The following is a 22,461-nucleotide window of genomic DNA, read 5'->3' as shown; positions in this document are numbered from 1 at the left end:
AGCACAGGCGAGGCCGGCCTGCGCCGGGCGGGACCGGCGCCCGCGGGGAGGACCCTTCGGCGACCAGGGGCGATGCGGGGGCTTTGCTGTTTCTTTGCATGCTGGCGCGCCGCCGGCGCGGCTTCCACGAGGCACGTGGGTTGTCGAGGTGTCAAAGGGCTCCAGAAGCATCCCATGTGGCTCTCCCCCGCGAAGCCCGTTCGTGAGGGTGGTCGCGGCGCGCCGAGTCCGTTGGAGCGGGGTGGTGGCGTTCAGTTGCAGGGCGGGCGCGGTGGACGGCCGCAGCGCTGTACGCCCACCCGCCGCGCCCCGGCGGGGGACGGGACCGGTGGCCCGTGCGGCCGGGACGACGGGGCGAGCAGCATGGAACGGGTCAGGCAGGTGGTGGCGCATGAAAGGGTTCAAGGTCGGCGGTGCCGGTGTCGCCACGGCTCTCGCGGCAGCCGGGACCACACTGCTGTGCGCGGCGGTGTGGTCGCTCCTCGCGCTCACCCACCCCGCCGTGGCGGATGTCAGCGAGCACTACTTCTACGACGGCCTCTGGGTCGCGGTCGGCCTGACGTTCACGCTCGCCGGCCTGTTCCTGGTGGTCAACCGGAACGGCCAGGCCCTGGGGGCACTATTGCTGGCCGCCGGTGTCCTGCAGTCGCTGCGCATGGTGCTGCTACTGGCAGCCGGGCTGGCCGGGGCCGGGCCGACGGTCGTCGGGGTCATCGCGGTCGTGGTGCTGGCCGCGGACATCACCAACGCCTTCGTGGTGGTGGGCTTCCCGCTCTGGCTCCCGGACGCCCGGCTACCCGGTGGAGCCTGGCGCTCGGTCACCGTGCTGGTGGGCGGGTGGAGCGTCCTGCTCGCCTTCGCCAACACCGCCCGGGTGCCCGAGTGGTACGGCCTGCCGAACCCGCTCCACCACACCGCGCTGTACGGCTGGCTGGACGGGTGGCTCAGCCCGTACACCTTCGACCTGTTCGCCGCGAGCCTGGTGCTCACGCTGACGGTGGCGGCGGTCCGCTGGTGGCGCCTGCCCGGGGCGCACCCGTACCTGTGGGCGGTGATGACCGCCTACGTGGTGTGGGCCGCGCTGGCCGCCGTCCCGCACTTCGTCACCGACTCCCCCGGGTGGCTGCCGTACGCGGTTGTCGTGGCGGGCGAGGCCGCCTGGATGCTGGTGCCGATCGCCGCCTTCCGGCGCGACCGCCGATTCTCCCTGGACCGGGCCACCCGGCGATACCTGGTCGCGTTCGTGTTCTGCGCGCTGCTGTTCGTCGGCGCCCTGCTCGCTGCCTACCTGACGCACCGGCTGCTACCCGACACCGGGCCCGACGCGCGCTGGTGGCAGGTGGCGACGGCGGCGGTCCTGGGCGCGCTCCTGCGCCCGGCCGCCCACGCGGTGGGGCATGCCGTGGACCGCTACTACTACGGCGAGCGGGCCCACCCGTACCAGCTGATCCGGCAGCTGGCGGAGCGGATGAGCCACGCCGTCAACCCGGCGGACGCGCCGCCGCTGCTCTGCCGGACCGTGGTGCAGGCCCTCGGACTGCCCGCCGCCGCGGTCCGGGTCCGGACCCGCAGCGGGCCGCGCGAGCTGGCCCGAATCGGGGCACCCGACCCGACCGGCGTGCGATTCCCGCTCACCTACGAGGGCGCCGAGATCGGCGAACTGCTGGTGCCGCCCCGCCCCGGGCAGTCCGAGCTGGACCGACAGGACCGCGAGGTGCTGCGCCTGCTCGCCGACCAGGCCTCGCCGGCGATCGCCTCGCTCGGCCTGTACGAAGACCTCCAAGCGAGCCGCGAGCAACTCGTACAGGCCCGCGAGGAGGAACGCCGCCGGCTGCGCCACGACCTCCACGACGGTCTCGGCCCCGCCCTCTCCGGCCTGCGCCTGAGGATCGATGCCGCCAGTGCCGACCTGCCCGATGACTCCGAAGCCGCTGACTCGCTTACCGCGGCCTCCGTCGGCATCGGCGACGCGATCACCGAGCTCCGGCAGATCACCCACGGTCTGGGTCCCGGTCCCCTCGACGGCAAGGGTCTGGCCGACGCGCTCCGTCGGCTCGCGGACACCCTCGGGAGCCGGTCGCTCGACGTCACCCTCGACCTGTGCCCGGACCCGCTGCCCGTGTTCTCTGCCGCGGTCGAGGTCGCCGTGTACCGGATCAGCGGTGAGGCCCTGAACAACGTGGTCCGCCACGCGGGTGCCACGGCCGTCCGGCTCAGCCTGCACGCCCTCCCCGACCGGGTCACCGTCGAGGTCGCCGACAACGGCACCGGCTTCCCCATCGGTGCCTCCACGTCCGGGGTCGGCCTCCGTTCCATGGCCGAGCGCGTCGAAGAGCTCGGCGGCACCTTCACCGCAGGTAACGCCCCCGTCGGTGCCGTCGTCCGCGCCGTCTTCCCCTGCGGTCAGGCCGACTGACCCGGGCCGCCGTCAGGACCTCGACGCCGTGGCCGCCGGCCTCACCCCGTCACTACGCGGTGTCGGTCCTCTCCTCGCCCAGCTTCTGCAGCGCTTCGATGGCGAGCGCTCGCGGGTCGAGGCTCCGTCCGGCGAAGAACCTCGCCACGGACAGGGCCCACCGTCCCTTCTTCAGTCGCCCCAGGACGTATCCGATGAGGACCCCGATCCCGAGAGCGATCTTGGTGGTGATCTTCATCAGGTGCTCCCTCGGCCCGTGCCTCTTCTGGTCGGACGGTTGCCGCGCCGCGATGCCGGACGCCCTGCCGGAACCCGTCGGCCGAGCCGGCCGAACCGGTGTGCGCCGCAGGTGCGGCACGGTGCGACGCGGGCCGAACCACGACCTGGCCTGTCTCTGTGCTTCTGGCCGGGCCGACCCACTCGTAATCACGATCGGTTCGCCGCGCGTCCGGGCGAAGAACGGCCACGAGACGGTCATGAGCCCCGGACCGGACACTGATCTCGAACATCGCAAGGCCGACGGTCGGGCCCCCGTCGCTTTCGGCAGCCGGTCCGGCCCGGCCTTCTCCGTGAGCTCCGGCGAGGCGCCTCCTTCCCGCCGATCGAGCCCCGGCACGTCCGGCACGGGCGTAGCACGGCGTTCGCCTCCCGGGCTGCCTCGCCGGGACCGCTCCGTGCGGGGCCCGCCCTGGGCCGTGCGTCGGCCCCGGCGCCGCAGGCTGCGGTGCCGGGGCCGTCGTTCGCGGGGGGTCAGCTCTCGTGGGCGGAGGTGTCGTCAATCAGGAAGGCGGTGGCGGGGGTCGTTCCGGTCTCGTGGGAGACGAGTTTGAGACCGATCGTGGTGCCCCAGCCGGCCTGGGCGATGACCGGGGAGAGGTCGACCGCCTGGTACTGGTATCCGTGGGTCGGCGTCTGGCTGGTCCAGGTCCTGAGCGTGCCGATCGGCTGCCCGGTGTACTGGTTGACGGCGACCAGGGAGAGGGTGTCGGGTGCGGAGGCGGAGGTGTTGGTGGACTCGACGTCCAGCCAGAAGGAGAACTGGGCCTGCCCGTAGCCGGGGTAGGTGTTCAGGTAGGTGGTGATGGAGTCGTCCGTCCCGGTGTTCTGGCCGAGCCAGGCGTACCACGAGCCGGAGTGCGGCGCGTGCAGGCTGGAGGGGGTGACGATGTTGTACCCGGACGGGTTCCAGGTGTCCGTCATCACCGTGTGGTTGACGTTCGCCGAGCCGTTCTCGAAGCCGGCGTCGGTCAGCTGCTCGATGGAGCCGCAGCCCGTCCCGCCCGAGGTGCTGACGTTCTCCCAGAAGCCGGTGGAGGCCGTGTTGCCCACGCCGTCCGTCGCCGTCACGGTGATCCGCTGGTAGTTGCCCGTCGCGGCGGCGGTGCCGGAGATCACTCCGCTGTGCGCGTCGATGGCCAGCCCCTGCGGCAGCCCGGTGGCGCTGTAGGCGAGGGCCGCGCCGGTGCTCGACACGCCCACCGCCGGGATCGACAGCGGCTGTCCGGCCTTGTCGGTGCGGTCGCACATCGTGCTCACCGAGACCGGCGGGCTCGACACGACGGGGTCCGAATCGACGCACAGGTGGTCGGAGTTGGACCACAGGGTCTGCAGCGGGAAGCTGCCCGTGGACAGGTTCTCGAAGAACAGCCCACCGTTGGCGCCCTTCGGGATCCAGGCGCACTTGTCGCCGATCTCCTGGCCGGTGGCGTCGGTCCAGCCGCCCGGGGTGTTCGGGTCGGTCACCGTCTCCGCGTACTCGTGGCCGCCGATGATCCCGTAGCCGTCCAGCCGGCCCCGCGGGGTGTTCTCGCCGAACCAGTTGGTGCCGCAACCGGCCGCGTCCGTCAGGTACGGCATGTTGGTGTACGCGAGCCGGCCGTACTGTGAGCGCTGGAAGTCGTGCCAGGCGCAGTAGCCCAGTTCCTTCCACTTGTCCGGGTCGGTGCCCTGCGGCGAGTCGATGACGTACTGGACGTTGCGGTTCTGCGCCTCGGTCAGGTTGCCGAAGTGCTTGGCGGCGGCCACCGCCTCGGCGCCGATCTGCGGCTCGGTGGCGGCCTGCGGCGCGGGGGCGGCGTTGTCCACCCAGACGCCGGCGAGCACGCTGCCCGCCTGCGGGTAGGGGATGTGGGCGGACCCGGCCGGGCACTGGACGGAGCCGGCGGCGATGCCCTCGCAGTACTGGGTCAGCACGGCGCTCCAGCCGTCGCCGGCGCTGCCGAGGCCTTTGAAGAAGTCCTGCTGGTAGGGGGCGGCCTGGTCCGGGTCGCCGCTCGCCGTGACGTCGCCGGCCGGGTTCGTCGACGGGGTGCCCCACTGGGAACCCCAGAGCACCAGGTAGACCTTGGGTGCGCCGATCACCACGCCGGTCGACTCCTGGCCGCCCTTGTAGGTGACCTGGAGGTCGTACTCGTTGGCGACGTTGCCGTCGCCGTTGCTGCCGGTGCCCGGGTCGGCGCCGTCGACCAGTTCGGGGGCCTTCTTGCCGTCGGTGCTCGCTGCGGCGACCGGGCCGGTGCGGGCGGTCTTGGCCCGGTGCGGGCCGGGCTTGTGCGGGGCGGCGGCCGTCTTCGGGGTGCCCGGCTGGGCCACCGCGGTGACGGCCTGCGGCGGGTGGCTGTCCGCCATGGCGGACAGCGGGGCGCTCAGCCCGGCGCCGGCCAGCGCGGCCGCGAGCGCCACCAGGGCGGTTCGCCGACCGTGCCGGGCGCGTTCGGACAGGCGGGATCGGAATCTGGACACAGGTCGGCTTCCGTCTCTCGTGGCGTGAGGGTGGGGGACGCACGGTGCGGCGCGCATGCGGAGCTGACTGGTCGCCAGCGGGTCGCGGCGGAGGACGGGGAACCGGGTCTCACCCGGGCACCGCTGTGCAATGCGCCATATGATATTTCACTTACCCGCGCGCACAAGGTCCCGCGCACGGCGCCCGCCGGCGCCCGCGCGGCTGCGGCACGCCGCCCAGCCGTGCCCCGCTACGCCGCCGCGCCCGCCCCCGCCCGGCCCGGTCGCCCACGCACCGAAGCCGCCGGTGCCGGCGGGCGGGCTCGCGGTCCGGGCGCGGATTTTAACTGCGCCTTACCCAAGCCGACTTCGTCTTGGTGCTGGGGCCTCCGACCTCCGGCGTGAGGCCCTGTCAGGATGAGCCCGTCGGAAGTCACGGCCGCCCGGACGATGGCTTCCAGGCTGTTCGATGGTGCGCCAGAAGCGGATGGGCGGCAGTGCCGAGAGGGGCCCCGGCCGCTGGTCGGCGATCAGGCGCCCGTGCGGCGGTCGAGGCCGTCGGGCGAGTTCGGCGGTCCGCTCGCGCGGCGGCAGTGCGAGGTCGACGTCGGCGACGCCACTCATGATCTCTTCGGCGATGGTGTTCGCGATCGGCGACGGAGCGACGGCCGGGACGAACAAGCCCAGCGGCGGGTCAGGGCCTGACGCCGGGCCGGGGCCGCATTGTCAGCGGCCGCCCGGTTGCACCAAGCTGACGGCATGTCCACCACCAACGGCGGCGCGGTGGACGGACCGGGGAGGCGCAGTGGTGGGGTCGGGGAAGGGCGGCGCGGGCGTGCTGGTGGGGCGCGGGCGGGAGTTGGAGTTGCTGGGGCGGGTGGCCGACGGTGCGCCGGGCGGGCCGGCCGTCGCCGTGGTGGAGGGCATGCCCGGCATCGGCAAGAGCCGGTTGCTGGACGAGCTGCGGGGGCGGGCCCTCGCCGCCGGGCATCGGGCGGTCGCGGCGCGGGCCTCGGCCGCCGAGCGGGAGACGCCGTACGGGCTCCTGCTGAACCTGCTGTGGGCAGCCGGGGCACGGCAGCTGCTGGACGAGTTCACCGCCGAGTTCGAGGCGGCGCGGCCCGGTCCGTTGGGACGCCACCGCTGGCACGGCCGCCTCCTGGACGCCCTCACTGGGCCGGCCGGGAGCGCGCCCGCCGCCACTGGCCGGACGCTGCTCCTGCTGGACGACCTGCAGTGGGCGGACGACGAGTCGCTGCCGCTCCTGGACCGGCTGGTGGGGGGCCCGTCGGACGGGCGGCTCGGCTGCGTCCTGGCGTACCGGCGCGGCGGCTGTCCGCCCGGGCTGGAGCGGGCCCTGACGGATGCCGCCGCCCTCCGGATCACGCTCGGCCCGCTGACCCCCGACCAGGTGGCCGGCCTGGTGCCGCAGGCCTCGTCGGAGCACCGGCGACGGCTCGCCCGGGCGAGCGCGGGCGTCCCCCGTCAGCTGCACGAGCTGGCCCCGCTGCCGGCCGCGCTGGTCGGCGGGCTGGCCGCGGGGGACCCCCGGGCGATCGCCGACGCGCCGGAGTGGTCGCCCGGTCCGGAGATCCGCGGCGAGCTGGACACCCTCTCGGCGCGGGCCCACGACGTGCTGCGGGCGGCGGCGGTGGCCGGAGCGGAGTTCGACCTGGCGACCGTCGCCGCGGTGGCCGACACGCCGGCGTCCGAGGCCGGCGGGGCCGTGGACCACCGGGTGCGCAGGGGTGTGCCTGGTATGGGTTGCCGACCCTGCGGTGGTGAGGTCGGCGGCGACTCGGCGGCCGTAGGGGAGCATGTCGCCGTCGTAGTCACCACGCGCAGGTCGTACTGGCTCGGCTTCGGCAGGGACAGAATGGATTGCCACAACGGCGCAGCAGGGTGAAGGGACGCGCGGTGCATGACGACTCCTACGGAATCTACCTCTCCCGATCCGCTGTGCAGCATAAAGCGCAGGGAGAATCGTCCGGGTATCTCGCCAACCAGTCGGAGCAGGCGCGCTGGTCGAAGCGGGAGGCCGACCTGCTGAGCTACGGCCCTTCCGCTGCGCAGGAGGCCGACGAGTGGGAGCGGATCGCCGAGCTCGTCCGCGTCCAGGGGTGGGAGACCTACGACGTCGCACGCGACGAGCAGGCTCAGGTCTGGATCGCGGAGTACCGGGACCTCGTCGCGGCGCAGCAGGAGGAGACGCGGCCGGTTCACCGGATGCCCCGGGGGGAGGCCGGACGGCGGCTGGCAGTGGAGCTGTCCGCCACGGCGGAGCGGCGCCTGGCGGTGCTGGCGGCTGAGTTGGGGGTGTCTCCGGAGCGGGTGTTGGAGGTCTTGGCGGAGAGGGTCGAGTCCGGTGGTGAGGGCTTGGTCCACGTGCCCGTGACGCGGGTTTCCCAGTCTCTGTGAATGGTTGAATTTCCTTGCGGTGATCTCGGTTGCCTCGTTTGAATTCCGGCCGAAAGGGCGGGCCCGAGCGGGCCGGATCGCAGCTGTTCAGGCCGTTGCGGCAGGTCATCGAGCCGGTCAACGACACCTTCAAGGGCCGGCTCCACCTCGAACGCCACCAGGCCCGAACCCCCGGAAACGCGCCATGGTCCAGGCGGTCCTGCGGTTTCCCGGGATGGCCGGCCGAGACGGGGCGAGGAATCCGCGTTCTCCCGTCAGACCGGCTTCGGCGGCGGCGTACTCCTCACTGTCATCGTGCGGTGGTCACGGTGTCGAGTGAGGCGGTGAATGCGGCTGCGTCGGTTTCGGCGCCGAAGTGGTGGATCACGTATTCGCGGACGTGTTGCTGCTGGGCGCGGGTGAAGGCCGCGCAGGCGTCGTGGATGACGTGGGTGGTGTATCCGCGGTCGTGGGCTTCGCGCAGGGTGGATTCGACGCATACGTGGGTGGCGAAGCCCGCCAGGTACAGGTCGGTCACCCCGAGTCGGCGCAGGATCAGGTCGAAGTCGGAGGAACCGGCGAAGGCGCTGGCGCCGGCGCGGCCGCGCACGACCGGTTCGCCGAGAGCGGGCTGGAATGCCTCGGCGAATTCGACGCCGGCGCTGCCCTGGATCCAGGTGCCGGCCTTGGGGATCGCCGCGCGCAGGCCGAGTCGCGCCGGGGTCCAGCTCTCCAGTTCCGGTGCGCCGGGGGTGAGGACGAGTGGCACGTGCACGACGGGGACGCCGTGCGCGCGGGCGGCGGCCAGTGCGGCGGCTGCGCCGCGCACGGCGGTGTCGAGCAGGCCGCGGTCCTCGACGAGGTGGTTGAGGCGGCCGTGATCGGGGTCGAGCCACTCGCGCTGGAACTCGATGAGGACGAGGGCGGCGTTCGGGCGTGCGGACATGACCGTCATGGTCGGGCTCCTTGTCCGGAAAATTTCCAACTGATGAGTTGGACACTAGCGCTAGCGGACCCTCACTTCCAACCCGACAGTTGGAAATGAGGGTCCGGGCGGGTCAGAGCGCGAGCCTGCGCACCATGTCCACGACGGCGGCCCGTCGGGTGGCCGGATCCTCGTCGACCGCACCGCCGAGGATCATCCGGGCGAGCTGCGGCGCGGCGAACTGCCAGCCGGCCAGTGCCACGACGGCGTACAACAACTCCTCGGGCGCGAGCGGTGCCCCGGCCTGCGCGGAATCCACTTCTCCCCGGCGCGCGCGGGAGACCGCGGCAAGCTTCTCGGCGTACTGGGCGGCCCGCCGCTCCTCGCCCGCGACCGGAGCAGCGGCATCGCCGTACAGGGCCTCCCACTGCAGCAGGCGCAGCAGGTGCGGATGGTCGAGGTGGTAGTCGAACACCCGGCCCGCATACTCCGGAAGGTCTACCGTCCGCCCGTCCGCCTCCTCCATCGGCACGGCGGCGGCGAGCTGTTCCAGCTCGCGCTGGAGCGCTGCGGCGAACAACTGCCCCTTGCCGCCGAAGTAGGGGTAGATCCGCTCCTTGTTGACCCCGGCTGCGGCCGCGATGCGGTCGATCCGGGCACCCTCGGGCCCGTGCGTGGCGAACTCGTCCACGGCGGCGTCGAGCAACAGCCTCTTGGTCTTCGCGGTGTCCCATGCCATGCACCCAGCATACGAAGCAACCAACCCGCCGGTTGGAATCGGGCCGTCCGGCTACCCGGGAGCACTGTCCTCTGCCCCGTCCACACGAACTCGCAGGACCGGCGCCACATCATCGCCTGGAGTGAAACGGTGAGATTCCGACAACACGGATGAGATCCGGTGAGAGTTCGTCAGCCCCTGTGCGACAGGACAGCTCGGAGTGCGACGAGGACGCTGAGTCCGATCTCGGTGACAACAGGATGGCCGAAGAGACAGTTACCGTCTCACCGGGATCTGACCGGCTGCCGACCTGCGATCAGGCCACCGGCCGGAGGAAGGTGTCCACCTCGCGGATCTCCTTGGCCAGGGCATCCGCCTGGGCGCGGAGCTCGGCGACCGGCAGCGCGGAGAGGATCCTGAGTTCGGACCGCAGCTGCCGTACGGCTCCGCGCTGGTCGCGTCCGGAGGCGGCGTCGGCGGCCGCCGTGGTCACCGAGTGGCGCAGCCGCAGGACGTCCCGGCGGGCGAGGGCGTCGGTAAGAGTGCCGCCACCCTCGATGAGCACGGTGGAGTTGGTCCGGTTGATCTGACGGATCAGCCTCTCCAGCTCATCCGGCACCTCCCCGGCCTGGGCCAGGACCTCCGCCGCGTTCTCGGCCGGCTCCTCGCCCTCCTGGTAGCGGGCACTGCCGACGACGCGCGCCCGCAACTGCTCCCCATGGGCGGCGGTGAGGCGGGCGTCCGGGTGGGCGGACACCAGCTCGGTCAGTTCGCGCGGTGCGGCCCGTGGCCCGGCGGGTGCGTGGCCGCCGAGCAGGAAGAACAGGTCGAGCCGGGTGAGGCGGGCGCTCCGCTCGTCCTCCTCGGCGAGGCACATCGGGGCGACGTCACACGACCCAGACGTGCTGCGGACCGGTCACCGGGTGGTTCACCCTGGCCGCCGGCACCCCTGTGCCCTCCTGCCCCCGCGGGCACGAAGGGGTGTCCGACTCCGGCGCGTAGCGGTCACGAGGGGGACGACCCGGCGCTCCAGCCGCTCAGTTCGACCGGGATCCACAGCTGGGAGTCGGCCTCCGCGCCGATCTCCACGGGGCGCGTCCGGAGCAGCTCCGGACCCGGCCGGCTCGCGTAGGGGTTCGAGGGGAACCACTGGGTGAACACGTCCCGCCACAGTTCCTGGAGGGCACGCGGATAGGGCCCGCGATTGTCGAAGACCGCCCAGGTCCCGGCCGGTACGTCAAGGGCGTCGAGATCCTCGGCAGTCGCCTCGGGACCGGTCACCACGCCGATCCAGTAGTCCGCCTCCGCGCCGTCCTCCCGGCTGTCGGTCAGGTGAACCGCCGCCGACAGGACTCCTTCCGGCTCCCGGTCGGACAGCTCCTTCATCCGGGCGACCGCCCGCTCGTCCAGGCTCTCCAGATGCGCCGCGGCGGCCGCGTTGACCCCCTCGTGCACGAGCGGGACCCGGGCCTTCCTACCGACGATCCGGAACCGCTCCTTCTCGACGATCCGGTACCGCATCGTCGTGCTCCCTTCGACGACGACGCGGAAGGACATGCGCGGCTGCGCCGTGAGCACCGCACCCGTGCGCCGGGCCTCGCCCGGCCCGATGCCGTGCACCGACCGGAACGCCCGGGCGAACGCCTCGCCCGAGCCGTACCCGTAGCGCACCGCGACGTCGAGCAGCGTCAACTCCCCGGACAGCACCTCGGCGCCGGCGAGCGTCATCCGCCGGCGCCGTACGTAGACCGTGAGCGGCATCCCGGCGAGCGTGGAGAACAGCCGCCGGAAGTGGTACTCGGACATCGCGGCGATCCGGGCCGCCTCGGCGATGTCGACCTCCCGGTCGAGGTGGGCCTCCAGATGGTCCAGCGCCTGATTGAGCGGCTCCAGCACGCGTGTCCGCCCTTCATCCGATCGCGACGCCCGACCGAACCGGTGCGGGAAGTGTCAGGCAGCGAGCCCCTCCGTCGCCCGAGGCTTACACCATGACCGATATCAAGGGAGCGTGCGAGCCCCGCTTCGCCGCAGTCCGTGCGGCCCTCGCGGCGTCGCTCGACAAGGACGACGTGGGCGCCTCTGTCGCCGTCTACCTCGACGGCGAGCCGGTGGTCGACATCTGGGGCGGCTACGCCGATGCGGACCGCTCGGTCGGCTGGGAGCGCTCCACCCTCACCTGCGTGAACTCCACGACCAAGACCATGACCGCCCTGAGCGCGCTGATCCTGGCCGACCGGGGCCGGCTCGACCTGTCCGCGCCAGTCGCCGACTACTGGCCCGAGTTCGCCGCGGCCGGCAAGGAGAGCATGCTGGTGCGGCACGTGCTGTCCCACACCGCCGGGCTGCCGACCCTGACCGGGCCGGCGGCGGTCGAGGACCTCTACGACTGGGAGAACGTGACGGCGGGGCTGGCCGCGCAGGCCCCCGACTGGGAACCCGGGACGGCCGCCGGCTATCACGCGCTCACCTTCGGGTTCCTGATCGGCGAGGTCGTCCGCCGCATCACCGGCCGCAGCCTCGGCGAGTTCTTCGCCGAGGAGGTGGCCGAGCCGCTGGGCGCGGACTTCCACATCGGGCTCTCCGCCGCGCACGACCACCGCGTCGCACCGCTCATCCCACCGCCGTCGTTGACCGACGAGTACGTCGCCGCCGCACCGCTCGGACCGGACGGCGCACCGCCGGAGACCACCGGCGCTGCGATCCGGGTCAGGGACGTCAACTCGGCGGCCTGGCGCCGTGCGCAGATCCCCGCGGTGAACGGCTTCGGCAACGCCCGGTCCGTCGCCCTCGTCCAGTCGGTACTGGCGAGCCGGGGAGCCGCCGGCGGCGTGCGGCTGCTGTCCCCGCAGGGCTGCGAGCCCGCGTGGCAGGAAGTGTTCCGCGGCGAGGACCGCGTCCTGGGAACACCGATGTGCTGGACGGCCGGCTTCGGCAGGTTCGGCAGCACCTTCGGCTGGGGCGGCTGGGGCGGCTCCCTGGTCGCGAGCGACCCCGACGCACGGATGACGGTGGCCTACGTCATGAACCGGATGATCGACCGGGGCCGGCAGGAGGACAACCGCGGCATGGAGATCGTCATGGCGGCGTACGGCGGACTGCGCTGACAGGCCTCAGCTGTGCTGGGCGACCGCGTCGGCGTGGGAGCCCGGTGAGCAGGCCCGGCCGAGGACCGGTGAGACCGTGTCCGCGCCCGGGACGTGCCCGAGCACGCCGGCGCAGTACTGGACGCCGCGTACGGGCAGCGGGCGGAGCCAGGTCGCCCCGGACCGGGGTGGCGGAGACCGCCCCGGCCAGGGCGAGACAGCCGACGCGGGCGGGGCGAGAAGTCTGCGCGGACGCGCATGGGATACCTCCGACCTCAATGATCTGGATCGATGATCTCCTGCCGACCACTGGCTGATCACGACATCACACAGGCCAAAGCTAGGAGGTTTCGCCGTCCGTCTCCTCGAAGTCGCCGATCATGGCCGGGTCGTCGGCCGAGGTGGACTCGGGCCAGGAGGCGGCGCCCGTGACGCCCAAGTCGACGCGCATCGCCTCGCGGGTGGCGCGGATCAGGGGCCAGAGCGCCTGTTGACCCTCGGCGGCCGACCGTAGCGTCTCGCCGAGCCGGGGGTTCCCCTGTTCGATGCGCTTGATCTGCCCGTACACCCGGGTCAGTGCGTCGTTCAATTTGTTGGCCGGAACGATCACGGTGTCCGGGGCGACCATCAAGGTCTCGGACCAGCGGTCCCGGTGGGCGTCCTTCGCCCTTTCCAGCGCCTGGACATCCTCCTCCCCGGGCGCGCGGTCCCGCATGACGTACAGGTGGCGGCTCAGCGCCGTGGCGAACTGTCGGGCGTCCCGATGGAGTTCGGTGTAGCACCGCCGCCGCAGTTCGCGGTTCTCGCGACGTTCCTGGATGGCGTGGCTCATCTCCAGCTCACGCTTCTTGACCCGGTCCGCGCCGCGCTGGGTCAGCAGCGCGCCGCCCAACGTCCCCGCCACCCCGGTCATCGCAATCAGTACCGCCCCCACGTCCATGGGATCACCCTAGGATCCGCCCTCAGCCGTCCTGGCGGCGGGCTAGGAAAGGGATACCCGGCAGTGCGAACCCGGCAACCCGGGACGACGGCCGGCAAGCAGGCCCGCGACGGCGGCGGCGCGGCCTGGACGGCGCCGGGCAGCACGGCACCCATCAGGCCAATGACCCAGGCCAACGACGATGGCATCCGGACGGCGCCCTCGCGCCCGGACAGGGCACAAGCTCACGGCCCACCCCACGGGCACCAGTCCCGATCAGGAGGCCTACCAGCACGACCGCCCGGGCGAAGAACGGCAACGAGACGGTCATGAGCCCCGGACCAGACGCGCATCCCGACAATCGCAAGGCCGACGGCCGGGCCCCCGTCGCCTCCGGCAGCCGATCCGGCTCGGCCTTCTCCGTGAGCTCCAGCACGGAGCCCGCCTTGCCGCCGAAAGAGCCCCCGCACGTCCAGCACGGGCGAGCGCGGCGTTCGCCGCCCGGGCGGCCTCCAGTTGCTCTTCGGCCTCCCGTTCCAGTCGTTCGTCGTGTCCTGGTGGCAGGCCCAGCAGCGGCCGCCGCGGCGGCGGGTCCACTCCACCTGTCCTTCGGGGCCGTACTCCCCGGTGCTCTCCTCCTTCGGAAGCCGGCCGCAGTCGGCGCAGGCCAAGGTTCGCATCAGCTCGCGGTGGACCCGGCGGGCCTTTCGCCCGGTCACCCGGTGCCGTTGGCGCGGCTGCGTGGGTGCCACTGGCGCCGGGTGCCTCGTCGAGGACTGCAGCCCGGACACCGAAGCGGGGCACGGCAGGCAGGCGGCCGCGGTCGGCGAGAGGACGGCCCGGGCGCAGCCGGCAGCGAGCAGGCCAGGCCAGGGCGAGGGCGAGGATGTCGGCCAGGACGTCGCCGAGCCCAGCGGGCGGCGGCTTGGGCGCGCCTGCGGCACCGCCTTGGTAGGGCCCTGCGGGCCCGTGGGTGGCCGCTGAGCGGGGCCTGCGGCCCCTCGGTGGGCGTCCAGGGACAGCCGGTAGCCTCCCGGAGCCGCCGGCGAGCGTCGACGGCCGTCGGGACGACTGTCCCGGGGCGCTCGGTGGAGCGCCCGGTCCTCCCACCACGGATCGTCCGGGGCAGAGACCAGGGCAGCCATCTGCTCGCGCTTGGCCGGGGCGGGGAGCACCAGCGGGCCCGGTTCCCTTCCTCTCCCGGTCGCTGACGCACCGCGGGCACTCCAGCCGGTCCAGGCCGGCCTCCTCCTGCAGCTCCAAGCACCGAGCCCACCCTCCACCGATCGAGCCCCGGCACGACCAGCACGGACGCAGCGCGGCGTTCGCGGCCCGGGCGGCCTCCAACTGCTCTTCGACCTCCCGTTCCAGCCGCTCGTTGCGTTCCGGGCGGCAGGTCCAGCAGCGACCCCCGGGCTGGCGGGTCCACTGACGGCTGAATCGCAGCCCCGCCCGACCCGTCGGCCGTCCGGCGAACGTCGGGAGCGGCCGGGCAGTGTGACGACTGTCATGATCATTTTGTGATCATCCACGCTGGCGGGCGCCGCCGCCCGGCGGCGATGATGGGCCGCATCGGGGGGCGGGACCGCCCCGGGGGCTGTTCGGACGGGGGTCGGCGATGTCGCCGCACGAGATCGGGTTGTACGCGAGCGCTGCCGTGGTGGTCGGCGTGGGACTGCGGGCGCTGGTGCTGGCCGGCCCCGCGAATGCCGCCGGGGCCGGCGGGGTCCCAGCCGGTGGCGGCGGCCCGGGCGAGGTGCTCGCGGTGGTCCGGGAGGGCCTGGCCCGGCGCCCCTGGGTCACCCTCGGGTTGTTCGCGGTGATGGCGGTGATGGCGGTGGTCCAGTACCTGGCGCCCTCCGTCATCGGGGATCTGGCCCGCCAGCCGGACGCCCTGTCGGACGGACAGTGGTGGCGCGCCGTGACCGCACTCCTGGTGCAGTCCTCGGGCATCGGACAGATCGCGTTCAACCTGCCGGCCCTGCTCGTGATCGGCGCGGTCGCCGAGGCGGTCCTCGGCCGGTGGCGGACCCTGGCCGTCTTCCTCGTCGGCGGCGTGTCGGCGCACGTGGTCAGCCTGGCCGGCTGGTCGACCCGCGGCGGCGGCGACTCGGTGGCGATCTGCGCGCTGTTGGGCGCCCTGGCCGTCAGCTGCCTGCTGGGCGCGACCGCCCCGCCCCGGCCGTTCAAGAACATCTGGTACCTGCTCCTCGTCCCTGCGGCAGGAACGCTGCTGTGCCTCATGCAGAACAACCACGGTGTCGGCCTGGTGGCGGGGTGTCTGCTCGGCCTCGCCCTCGTTCCGCGCGGGAGCCGTCCGCCGACAGGATCCGCCGCCCCGCGTAGCCGTCCTGCCTGAGCGCCCGGTCTGTCCTCGCGGTCCGCGGCGGGAGCGGGCCGGGCGCCGCGCCGGGGGCGCGGAGGGGACGGCGACGAGGCGGCCGGGACGGTGTCGATGGTTCGACGGTGTCGCCCTGGTCGCCTTGGTCGCCCTGGTCGTCGTTGTCGTCGGGCTCGGCGGGGCGCTGACGGGTGCTCACGGGTGCTCACGGGCGTCTTTCGGTGGTCCTGGTCGGGCGTTGCCTTCGAGAGATATCCGGCCGGCACCAGGCGAGTTCCTGACAGCCGCCAAGCCCGTTCCCGCCCAGCGCGCCCCCCGCCCCACCACCACCCCAGCCCGCTTGTGAGCGGGCGCGCGGCCGGCCCCGCCGGACGCAACGAGAAAGGGCCAAGCGGCCCGGGAGCGTCCTGTCGGACGACACCGAAACGTCAGTAACGGCGTCGGGCACTGACGTCCGTTCTGGTCCTCGCGCTACCGGGACTCGCTCCACTGACAGCTTCGTGTCGAGCGGCGCCGGGTCCGGTCGGCGTCGACAGGTCCAGCCGGGCCGGGCAGGCACCCAGCGGCGAGCGGGTCAGCAGCCGGAGCGGCCCGACGGGCCCCCTGGGGCGTCCGGTGTTCGCCGGGCGCTCACCGCAACCTGTTCAACCGCATGCTCGGCCAGCTCTACCACTGCCTCCAGAACCGCCGACTGTTCGACGAGCGCATCGCATTCCCCTCTCAACTCGCAGTAGCTGCTTGATAATTCGGGGCGCGAGACGGTTTCCGGCTCGGTCGACCGGGAGAGGGGCCGCCAACGCGGCTCTGTGCCCTTGGGGCAGGTTGTTGCCCCTGGCCCCGGAGAGCAGCAGGCCGATAGCACCCTCCGTAGGGTGAGCCGCGTGGCCAGTACTGGTGGGGCCGAAGACGCAGCGACAGAGCGTGCGGCGCTGGAACACGCGTTGAGCGAGTGGGGCACACGGCTCGCCAGCAGTGCGGAGCGCGGGCCCGACACCCACCGTCGGTTCGAGCCTTTGGTGGAGGAACTGCGGGCGCCGGCTGCCGCGTTCCTGCGACCGGAGCTGGAACAGCGACTTGCCCGTTACGTCGCCGCGGACGATTCCTTCGCGCGAGACCAGATCGCCCATGTCCTGGCGGGTGCCTGTGGTGCGGCGGCCCTTGCCGGTCCTGATGCGCGCGCGGATGAGTGACCGCAACGAGGACGGGGATGCGCTGGAGGTGGTTGTCCTTGAGCTGTTCCTCGCCCGGCCCGAGGAGTCTCTCAGGCTGACCCTGGACTTTTGTTTCCTCGCGCGACCCCAGGGCCCGGATGGTCGGCCTCTGGGGCCTGTGCGTCACTGCCCTCGACGCGACGCGGTACGTCGGGACGGTCACCAGCCCGGCGTCTGACCCGGACCCGCGGGTACGCGCCTACGCGACGGGCACCCTCAGTACCGTCTTCGGCGCAGGGTATCCCCCGGCAACCCTGGCCGTCCTGGCCGATGGCACCCGCGATCCCGCGTCCGAAGTCAGACGCGCCGCCGTCCGAGCGCCCGGCCGCCGTGCTGGTGGTCGCCGGGGCCAGGCCGGGCAGGCGGGCTCGTGCCAGGTCGTGCAGACGACCACCCCGCCCGGGACCAGGTGCTCACTCGACCAGGTCCGGCAGCAGCCGGTGCCTCCCAGCCTCACCGGGGCTGGCGGCCACCCCGCGCGGACCGGGGCGGCGGGAGCGAGCCGGGTGGGCGCGGCGGGACGGCGGCGACGGCGGCGCCTGGTCGTTGTGCCACACCTACGGCCGTGGTGAGAACAAGCACCTGATGATCCCGGGCTGGCCCTACTCATGGGTCGTCACCCTGGAATCGGGCCGGACCTCGTGGGCCGCGCCGCTGGACGCCGTCCGGCTGAACGAGTGGAACCCGGGCCCGACACTTAAGTCGCACTACTGAACCACCGATACGTTGAGCACCACGGCCCGCCGAATCAAACACAACCCCGGCATGGGTGGGGATTGAGAAGGGATGATCGTGGAATACCGTGATCTCGTCGTCGAGGGCGGCAAGCGCTACGCGACGTCGGATGCAAGGGGGCTTGCGGCATGTCCGGGAGCACCCGCACCGCAGCCTTTTGGTCTATATGGGTCAGATGTCCGATGACGACGTCGATGCCACACTCGCTCGATCGCCGCCAGGCGCTGCGTCAGGGCGCGATCGTCATTGGTGCTGTTGGGGCACTGTCGCTCTTGGGCGAGGCGCGTGCAGACGCGCAGGACTCACCCATCCAGCAGTGCACACCACCCACGAAGCTGCCACTCCAGCCCGAGTTCCCCACCTCGCCGCCCGACGCATTGCCGGAGCCCGTGCGCAGGAACCTAGAGACAGCAATGCGCGCAGCAATCAAGGTGGTGTCGCCGGCGCCGCGGTTCCGCGGATTCGGCGCCGTACTGGTCAACGTGGATGATGGTCGGATCGTCGCAGAAGCGAAGGGGGGCGACGGCCCTGGAACGAATCATGCAGAACTCAATGTGATCCGGAACTTCGGCCTCTTGCACCCCGATGGGGATGCCTTGCAGAAGACCGTTTTGGTGACGACGGCCGAGCCATGCCCTATGTGCGCGACGTGTGCCATCTTCTCGCGAGTGGCCGGAGTGGCGTACGGAACCTCGCTCGAGTTCCTCATCGGACATCCACCCACCCGCATGCCGGTCCGGATCTCGATGCCTCAGGTCGTCGCGACCGGCCCCTTGCCGAACATGCCGGTGGTCGGGGGCGTGCTACACGAAGAGACGGATCCGCTCTTTATGTGACCTTGCACCGGGCGCGACCTCGCCGGCATCGGGGGCCGGCGGTGTCACTGAAGGATCTTCCGGACAGGCCTCCGGATCGAGTCCGGACTTGCGCCCCGCACCCCGGTATGGCGGGCATCGTGGCTGCGCCTGACCCCTGCGACGTATTCCCATTCTCCGGGCGCCCGAGGGCCGAGGATAAAGGCTTGAAGCCTGTAGTCGTATTTTTCCCGAGTCAACCCCGGATCTCATGAGCAGTCATAGTCGAGAACCGAGAAGCGAAGGATGATCGTGGAATACCGTGATCTCGTCGTCGAGGGCGGCAAGCGCTGCGCGAAGTCGGATGCAAGGGGGCTTGCGGCATGTCCGGGAGCACCCGCACCGCAGCCTTTTGGTCTATATGGGTCAGATGTCCGATGACGACGTCGATGCCACACTCGCTCGATCGCCGCCAGGCGCTGCGTCAGGGCGCGATCGTCATTGGTGCTGTTGGGGCACTGTCGCTCTTGGGCGAGGCGCGTGCAGACGCGCAGGACTCACCCATCCAGCAGTGCACACCACCCACGAAGCTGCCACTCCAGCCCGAGTTCCCCACCTCACCGCCCGACGCATTGCCGGAGCCCGTGCGCAGGAACCTAGAGACAGCAATGCGCGCAGCGATCGACGTTGCGAAGCGGGCGGCTCATTCATTCGGCTACGGCGCCGTACTTGTCGACGTGGGCAATGGTGAGATCGTCTGGAGCGCGGCGAATACCGGCGGCGCCGACCCGTCGGCGCATGCGGAGCTCAATGCGCTCCGGGGATACAGCATCAGCAAAGGGAGCTTTACTGCCGCCTCCACGACCGTCTTGGTGACGACGGCCGAGCCATGCCCTATGTGCGCGACGTGTGCTGTCTTTGCGCGCGTGGCCGGCGTGGCCTACGGGACCTCGCTTGAGTTCCTTATGGCACAACCAGGCAACACGGTGCCCAGGATCTCAATGCCTCAGGTCGTCGCGACGTTGCCGCCAGGGGATCCCAGGACCAGGATGCCGGTGGTCGGGGGCGTGCTCCACGAAGAGACGGATCCGCTCTTCGAGAGGAAGTAGCCCGAAGGCCACGGCCCGGCCGGCGTCCTGCTCGCGCTCAGTGGCCTCCAACAACGGCAGGGTAGTGGCCACGTGATGAAGCTCCCGAAAAACGGCCACCCTGCGCTCTGCAGTTCGCCAGACCTGCTCGCCCCGATTCCCCACCTGCGGGCGGCTGACCCGGTGGTGCACCCCGGCCGGGTCGGCGCGGTCGGCGCGCAAAACCCGCGCGGCCTGTCCACAGGCGCGCCGCGCGCTGCTGGAGCTGTCCATCGCACGCGGGCCGGCGCGCGGCCGCGTCGGCCGGCCCGGTCTACCAGCGGGTGAGATGCTCGCCCAGGGCCCGGCGCAGCAGGGCAAGGGCGCCTTCGGCGTCGGGGCAGGGAAGGGGTTGGGTGCGGTTCCTCTCAAGGGAAGGGTTGAACTGGAGGACGGCTGCGCGGGACTGTGCTCGGGGCTGCCCGTCTCTACCTTGGTGGTGGAGGAGGGATAGCAGATGGGCTCGTTGTTCGAGGAGTTGGAAGCGCGCGAGGTGGCTGCCCGGGGGCGGGCGGAGGAGCTCGAAGCCGAGCTCGCCGAGTTGTCCGGAAGACTGGATCTGGCGCGGGAGAGCCTGGAGCGGTTGCGGATCGCGCGGGAGACGGTCGGGGAAGTGCTCGCGGAGTTGACCTCGGAGAGGCCAGCGGTCGCGGTCGATGCTGACGGGGCGACTGTGGGTGGGCCGGTGGCGTCGGCCTATGCGGGCGCCGAGCGGCGGGAGGACACCCCAGGGATGTTTACCCTGGCTCGCCGTCGGACGGCCAAATCGCCCAACTCCCGTTAACAGCAGGGATCTTCCGCGCCTGCATTCGAAGGTGCGGCCCAATCGATGCTGGACGGGAAGAGCCCTGGAGATGACACCGTACGACACCCGATGCACCACTGACCTCTTTGCACACTCCCTCAGCGCCTTCGAGACGCTGATGCACACGCTGTCAGGAAATCCGGCGACCACCTGGACCCACGCCGAACTGGAGGAACACCTCGATGCGGCCGGGCGAGAACTGCTTCGCCTGCTGCTGCAGGACCACCTGGACCTGCGGGCCTGGCAGGAAGACCACCAAGTTCGCGCCGGTGCCGGCCCGGCGGTGACCGGGCCGGAGGGGCGGGTGCGGCCCTGGCGGGAGACCGGGCACTCGCGGTGGCTGGCCACCGTGTTCGGGATGGTCCGAGTCACCCGGGTCGCCCACCGGGGGCCGGGCACGGGTAACGTCCACCCCGCCGACCAGGCGCTGTCCCTGCCTGCAGGCCGGCACTCGACGGGACTACGGCGGCTCGCTGTCACCGAGGCCGTTCGCGGCTCCTTCGACCAGGCCCACGACGCAGTCGAGCGCCGCTGCGGGAACCTGCTCGGCAAGCGCAGATTGGAAGAGCTCGTGGTCGCGGCCGCGGTCGACGTCGACGACTTCTACCGGACCGTGATCCCGGTCCCGTGCAGCCGCGAGATGCCGCTGGTGGTCCAGGTGGACGGCAAGGGCGTGGTGAGGCGCCCGGAGGCCCTGCGGGAGGCCACCCGCCGGGCCGCCGAGAAGGTCGCGACCGGCCATCGCGGCAGACTCGCGCCCGGCGAGAAGCCGAACCGGAAGCGGATGGCGACCGTGGCCTGCGTCTTCGACACCCGTCCGGCGCCCAGGCCCCCGCACGATGTGATCCACGCGCCCGGCGGCCGAAGCGGCGAACGCCCCGCCCGTCCGGGGCCGAGAGCGGAGAACAAGTGGTGCACTGCCTCGCTGGCGCGTTCGCCCGAGCAGGTCATCGCCGACGCCTTCGACCAGGCCCAGGCACGCGACCCGAAACACCTGCGGCCGTGGATCGTCCTGGTCGACGGGGCCCGCCCACCAGCTCAACCCGATCACAGCGGAGACCGGCCGACGCGGCGTCACGGTCCACGTCCTGCTGGACTTCGTACACGTCGCCGAATACGTCTGGGCCGCCGCCCATGCCTTCCACGAACCCGGCACCACCGAGGCCGAGACCTGGGCCGCCGACCACCTGACCGCGATCCTGGCCGGCCACGCCGCCCGCGAACACGAACGCCTCTACCCCACCCCGGACCAGCGGCGGTTGCACCTCGCCGCTTGATCACGGGACTGCTTGCGGACAGACTGCGACCCATGAGGTTCACAGGCGTGCCCACCGACGCGCAGACCACCCACGTCGACGCGGCCCCCTCCTTGCACGGGCAGGCCCAGCAGTGAGCGCCAGCCTGCCCGCCTTCCGCTACCACCCTGATCCCGTCGCCAGCGGATCCATCCGCGAGAGCGCCGAGACCTGTGCCTGCTGCGAGCGCGCCACGGGCTGGATCTACACCGCTACCTTCTATACGGCGCAGGACGTCAGCGGGAGATTCTGCCCCTGGTGCATCGCCGACGGGAGCGCCGCCGAACGATTCGAAGGTGAATTCACCGACTCATACGGACTCGACGGCGTCAGCGAGGAGACCCTGGAGCACGTCACTCGCCGCACCCCGGGCTTCCACGCCTGGCAGGACCCGCACTGGCTCGTCCACTGCAACGACGCGGCCGCCTTTATCGGCGAGGTCGGATACACCGAACTCACAGCCCACCCCGAGGCACTCGACCAGCTTCGAACCGACCTACGGATCAGCGGCTGGCACGACGCATCCCAGCACGAGAGCTTCCTGACCCACCTCGGGCAGGGCGCAAGCGCGATGCTCTTCCGCTGCACCGTCTGCGGCACCCACCTCGCCTACGCCGACGCTTCATAGCCAGGCGCAGCCCTGCACGGGCCTTTCCCTTCAAGGGAACTGCACCCGAAGGGGTTCGCCGCTGGCGGCGTTGGCGACGAGGCTGCTGTCGATTAGGGCGGTCCAGATGCCGCGCTGGACGTCGTACTCCTCGATCCAGCCGACCGGGCGGCCGCCTTGCTGGAGCTCCTGGACGCCCAGGTGGTTGGGCCAGGTGAGGTGGACCAGGCCGTCGCCGAGCGTGGCGCGGTCGGGGTCGCCCAGGCCGCGGACTGAGGTTCCCCCGACGTGCGGAAGGTTGCCGGAGATGGCCTGATGGGCCATGAGAAGGGAGCCTCTGCCATGGCTGCACCGATGAAGTACCCGC

General features: G+C 71.9%; 18 protein-coding genes and 3 pseudogenes. 13 read left to right on the top strand and 8 right to left on the bottom strand.

The window, feature by feature from the left end:
- The first annotated feature begins 391 nt into the window (after window positions 1–391).
- The gene (locus ABT048_RS36070) at window positions 392–2,416 is read left to right on the top strand and encodes a sensor histidine kinase (protein WP_350525841.1); all 2,025 of its coding nucleotides are present in this window, start codon (window positions 392–394) and stop codon (window positions 2,414–2,416) included.
- A gap of 52 nt (window positions 2,417–2,468) precedes the next feature.
- Here ABT048_RS36070 and ABT048_RS36065 read toward each other — a convergent pair whose 3' ends face one another.
- Together ABT048_RS36065 and ABT048_RS36060 are read right to left on the bottom strand one after the other, a co-directional pair.
- Window positions 2,469–2,654, bottom strand: coding sequence for a hypothetical protein (locus ABT048_RS36065; protein ID WP_350525840.1), 186 nt, complete (start codon window positions 2,652–2,654; stop codon window positions 2,469–2,471).
- Window positions 2,655–3,166: 512 nt separating this feature from the next.
- Window positions 3,167–5,158, bottom strand: coding sequence for an Ig domain-containing protein (locus ABT048_RS36060; RefSeq protein WP_350525839.1), 1,992 nt, complete (start codon window positions 5,156–5,158; stop codon window positions 3,167–3,169).
- Between the two features lie 784 nt (window positions 5,159–5,942).
- On the opposite strand from ABT048_RS36060, the gene ABT048_RS36055 reads away from it, so the two are divergent.
- The 3 genes and pseudogenes from ABT048_RS36055 to ABT048_RS36045 all read left to right on the top strand — a co-directional run.
- Window positions 5,943–7,043 carry an AAA family ATPase gene (locus ABT048_RS36055; RefSeq protein WP_350525838.1) on the top strand — a complete coding sequence of 367 codons (1,101 nt, stop codon included), beginning with the start codon at window positions 5,943–5,945 and terminating at the stop codon, window positions 7,041–7,043.
- Window positions 7,044–7,054: 11 nt separating this feature from the next.
- Window positions 7,055–7,555: a hypothetical protein gene (locus ABT048_RS36050; protein ID WP_350525837.1), complete on the top strand. Its 501-nt coding sequence runs from the start codon at window positions 7,055–7,057 to the stop codon at window positions 7,553–7,555.
- Window positions 7,556–7,593: 38 nt separating this feature from the next.
- Window positions 7,594–7,731 (top strand): annotated as a pseudogene (locus ABT048_RS36045) (IS982 family transposase); the annotation flags it as partial.
- Window positions 7,732–7,844: 113 nt separating this feature from the next.
- Here the strand turns inward: ABT048_RS36045 and ABT048_RS36040 are convergent.
- The 4 genes from ABT048_RS36040 to ABT048_RS36025 all read right to left on the bottom strand — a co-directional run bounded on the left by ABT048_RS36040 (window position 7,845) and on the right by ABT048_RS36025 (window position 11,073).
- Window positions 7,845–8,489, bottom strand: a complete 645-nt coding sequence (locus ABT048_RS36040; RefSeq protein ID WP_350525836.1) for a cysteine hydrolase family protein — start codon at window positions 8,487–8,489, stop codon at window positions 7,845–7,847.
- Window positions 8,490–8,592: 103 nt separating this feature from the next.
- The gene (locus ABT048_RS36035; protein ID WP_350525835.1) at window positions 8,593–9,198 is read right to left on the bottom strand and encodes a TetR/AcrR family transcriptional regulator; all 606 of its coding nucleotides are present in this window, start codon (window positions 9,196–9,198) and stop codon (window positions 8,593–8,595) included.
- Window positions 9,199–9,493: 295 nt separating this feature from the next.
- Complete coding sequence (locus ABT048_RS36030) at window positions 9,494–10,054, bottom strand: DIP1984 family protein (RefSeq protein ID WP_350525834.1); 561 nt, start codon at window positions 10,052–10,054, stop codon at window positions 9,494–9,496.
- 128 nt (window positions 10,055–10,182) lie between these two features.
- A complete protein-coding gene (locus ABT048_RS36025; protein ID WP_350525833.1) occupies window positions 10,183–11,073 on the bottom strand; it encodes an AraC family transcriptional regulator in 891 nt (296 codons plus the stop codon).
- Window positions 11,074–11,165: 92 nt separating this feature from the next.
- On the opposite strand from ABT048_RS36025, the gene ABT048_RS36020 reads away from it, so the two are divergent.
- Entirely contained in the window at window positions 11,166–12,281 is a 1,116-nt protein-coding gene (locus tag ABT048_RS36020; protein ID WP_350525832.1) for a serine hydrolase domain-containing protein, read from the top strand.
- 319 nt (window positions 12,282–12,600) lie between these two features.
- Here the strand turns inward: ABT048_RS36020 and ABT048_RS36015 are convergent, their stop codons facing one another.
- Complete coding sequence (locus tag ABT048_RS36015) at window positions 12,601–13,200, bottom strand: hypothetical protein (protein ID WP_350525831.1); 600 nt, start codon at window positions 13,198–13,200, stop codon at window positions 12,601–12,603.
- 1,597 nt (window positions 13,201–14,797) lie between these two features.
- Here ABT048_RS36015 and ABT048_RS36010 point away from each other — a divergent pair.
- The 8 genes and pseudogenes from ABT048_RS36010 to ABT048_RS35980 all read left to right on the top strand — a co-directional run bounded on the left by ABT048_RS36010 (window position 14,798) and on the right by ABT048_RS35980 (window position 22,115).
- Window positions 14,798–15,538 (top strand): rhomboid family intramembrane serine protease, encoded by a 741-nt coding sequence (locus ABT048_RS36010; RefSeq protein ID WP_350525830.1) that lies wholly within the window; start codon window positions 14,798–14,800, stop codon window positions 15,536–15,538.
- Window positions 15,539–16,401: 863 nt separating this feature from the next.
- Window positions 16,402–16,710 (top strand): hypothetical protein, encoded by a 309-nt coding sequence (locus ABT048_RS36005; protein WP_350525829.1) that lies wholly within the window; start codon window positions 16,402–16,404, stop codon window positions 16,708–16,710.
- A 107-nt stretch (window positions 16,711–16,817) separates the two neighbouring features.
- Window positions 16,818–17,303: pseudogene (locus ABT048_RS41765) on the top strand (hypothetical protein); the annotation flags it as partial.
- A 345-nt stretch (window positions 17,304–17,648) separates the two neighbouring features.
- Window positions 17,649–18,302, top strand: coding sequence for a tRNA-specific adenosine deaminase (locus ABT048_RS36000; protein ID WP_350525828.1), 654 nt, complete (start codon window positions 17,649–17,651; stop codon window positions 18,300–18,302).
- A gap of 395 nt (window positions 18,303–18,697) precedes the next feature.
- Window positions 18,698–19,369: a deaminase gene (locus tag ABT048_RS35995; protein ID WP_350525827.1), complete on the top strand. Its 672-nt coding sequence runs from the start codon at window positions 18,698–18,700 to the stop codon at window positions 19,367–19,369.
- A gap of 475 nt (window positions 19,370–19,844) precedes the next feature.
- The gene (locus ABT048_RS35990) at window positions 19,845–20,171 is read left to right on the top strand and encodes a hypothetical protein (RefSeq protein WP_350525826.1); all 327 of its coding nucleotides are present in this window, start codon (window positions 19,845–19,847) and stop codon (window positions 20,169–20,171) included.
- A gap of 70 nt (window positions 20,172–20,241) precedes the next feature.
- Window positions 20,242–21,412: pseudogene (locus ABT048_RS35985) on the top strand (ISKra4 family transposase); the annotation flags it as partial.
- A gap of 169 nt (window positions 21,413–21,581) precedes the next feature.
- Window positions 21,582–22,115, top strand: a complete 534-nt coding sequence (locus ABT048_RS35980) for a CbrC family protein (protein ID WP_350525825.1) — start codon at window positions 21,582–21,584, stop codon at window positions 22,113–22,115.
- A 30-nt stretch (window positions 22,116–22,145) separates the two neighbouring features.
- On the opposite strand, the gene ABT048_RS35975 is transcribed toward ABT048_RS35980, so the two are convergent.
- Window positions 22,146–22,418, bottom strand: coding sequence for a hypothetical protein (locus ABT048_RS35975; RefSeq protein ID WP_350525824.1), 273 nt, complete (start codon window positions 22,416–22,418; stop codon window positions 22,146–22,148).
- Window positions 22,419–22,461 lie beyond the last annotated feature (43 nt).

Source organism: Kitasatospora sp. NPDC096140 (assembly GCF_040303045.1).
Lineage (GTDB): Bacteria > Actinomycetota > Actinomycetes > Streptomycetales > Streptomycetaceae > Kitasatospora.
This window is presented reverse-complemented; position numbering and strand designations above follow the sequence as displayed.

Bases quoted from the DNA above. Each gene is read 5' to 3' on its own strand.
- ABT048_RS36070 (WP_350525841.1), top strand. From the start codon at position 392: ATGAAAGGGTTCAAGGTCGGCGGTGCCGGTGTCGCCACGGCTCTCGCG.
- ABT048_RS36065 (WP_350525840.1), bottom strand. From the start codon at position 2,654: ATGAAGATCACCACCAAGATCGCTCTCGGGATCGGGGTCCTCATCGGA.
- ABT048_RS36040 (WP_350525836.1), bottom strand. From the start codon at position 8,489: ATGACGGTCATGTCCGCACGCCCGAACGCCGCCCTCGTCCTCATCGAG.
- ABT048_RS36035 (WP_350525835.1), bottom strand. From the start codon at position 9,198: ATGGCATGGGACACCGCGAAGACCAAGAGGCTGTTGCTCGACGCCGCC.
- ABT048_RS36030 (WP_350525834.1), bottom strand. From the start codon at position 10,054: ATGTGCCTCGCCGAGGAGGACGAGCGGAGCGCCCGCCTCACCCGGCTC.
- ABT048_RS36020 (WP_350525832.1), top strand. From the start codon at position 11,166: ATGACCGATATCAAGGGAGCGTGCGAGCCCCGCTTCGCCGCAGTCCGT.
- ABT048_RS36015 (WP_350525831.1), bottom strand. From the start codon at position 13,200: ATGGACGTGGGGGCGGTACTGATTGCGATGACCGGGGTGGCGGGGACG.
- ABT048_RS36010 (WP_350525830.1), top strand. From the start codon at position 14,798: ATGTCGCCGCACGAGATCGGGTTGTACGCGAGCGCTGCCGTGGTGGTC.
- ABT048_RS36000 (WP_350525828.1), top strand. From the start codon at position 17,649: ATGACGACGTCGATGCCACACTCGCTCGATCGCCGCCAGGCGCTGCGT.
- ABT048_RS35995 (WP_350525827.1), top strand. From the start codon at position 18,698: ATGACGACGTCGATGCCACACTCGCTCGATCGCCGCCAGGCGCTGCGT.
- ABT048_RS35990 (WP_350525826.1), top strand. From the start codon at position 19,845: ATGGGCTCGTTGTTCGAGGAGTTGGAAGCGCGCGAGGTGGCTGCCCGG.
- ABT048_RS35975 (WP_350525824.1), bottom strand. From the start codon at position 22,418: ATGGCCCATCAGGCCATCTCCGGCAACCTTCCGCACGTCGGGGGAACC.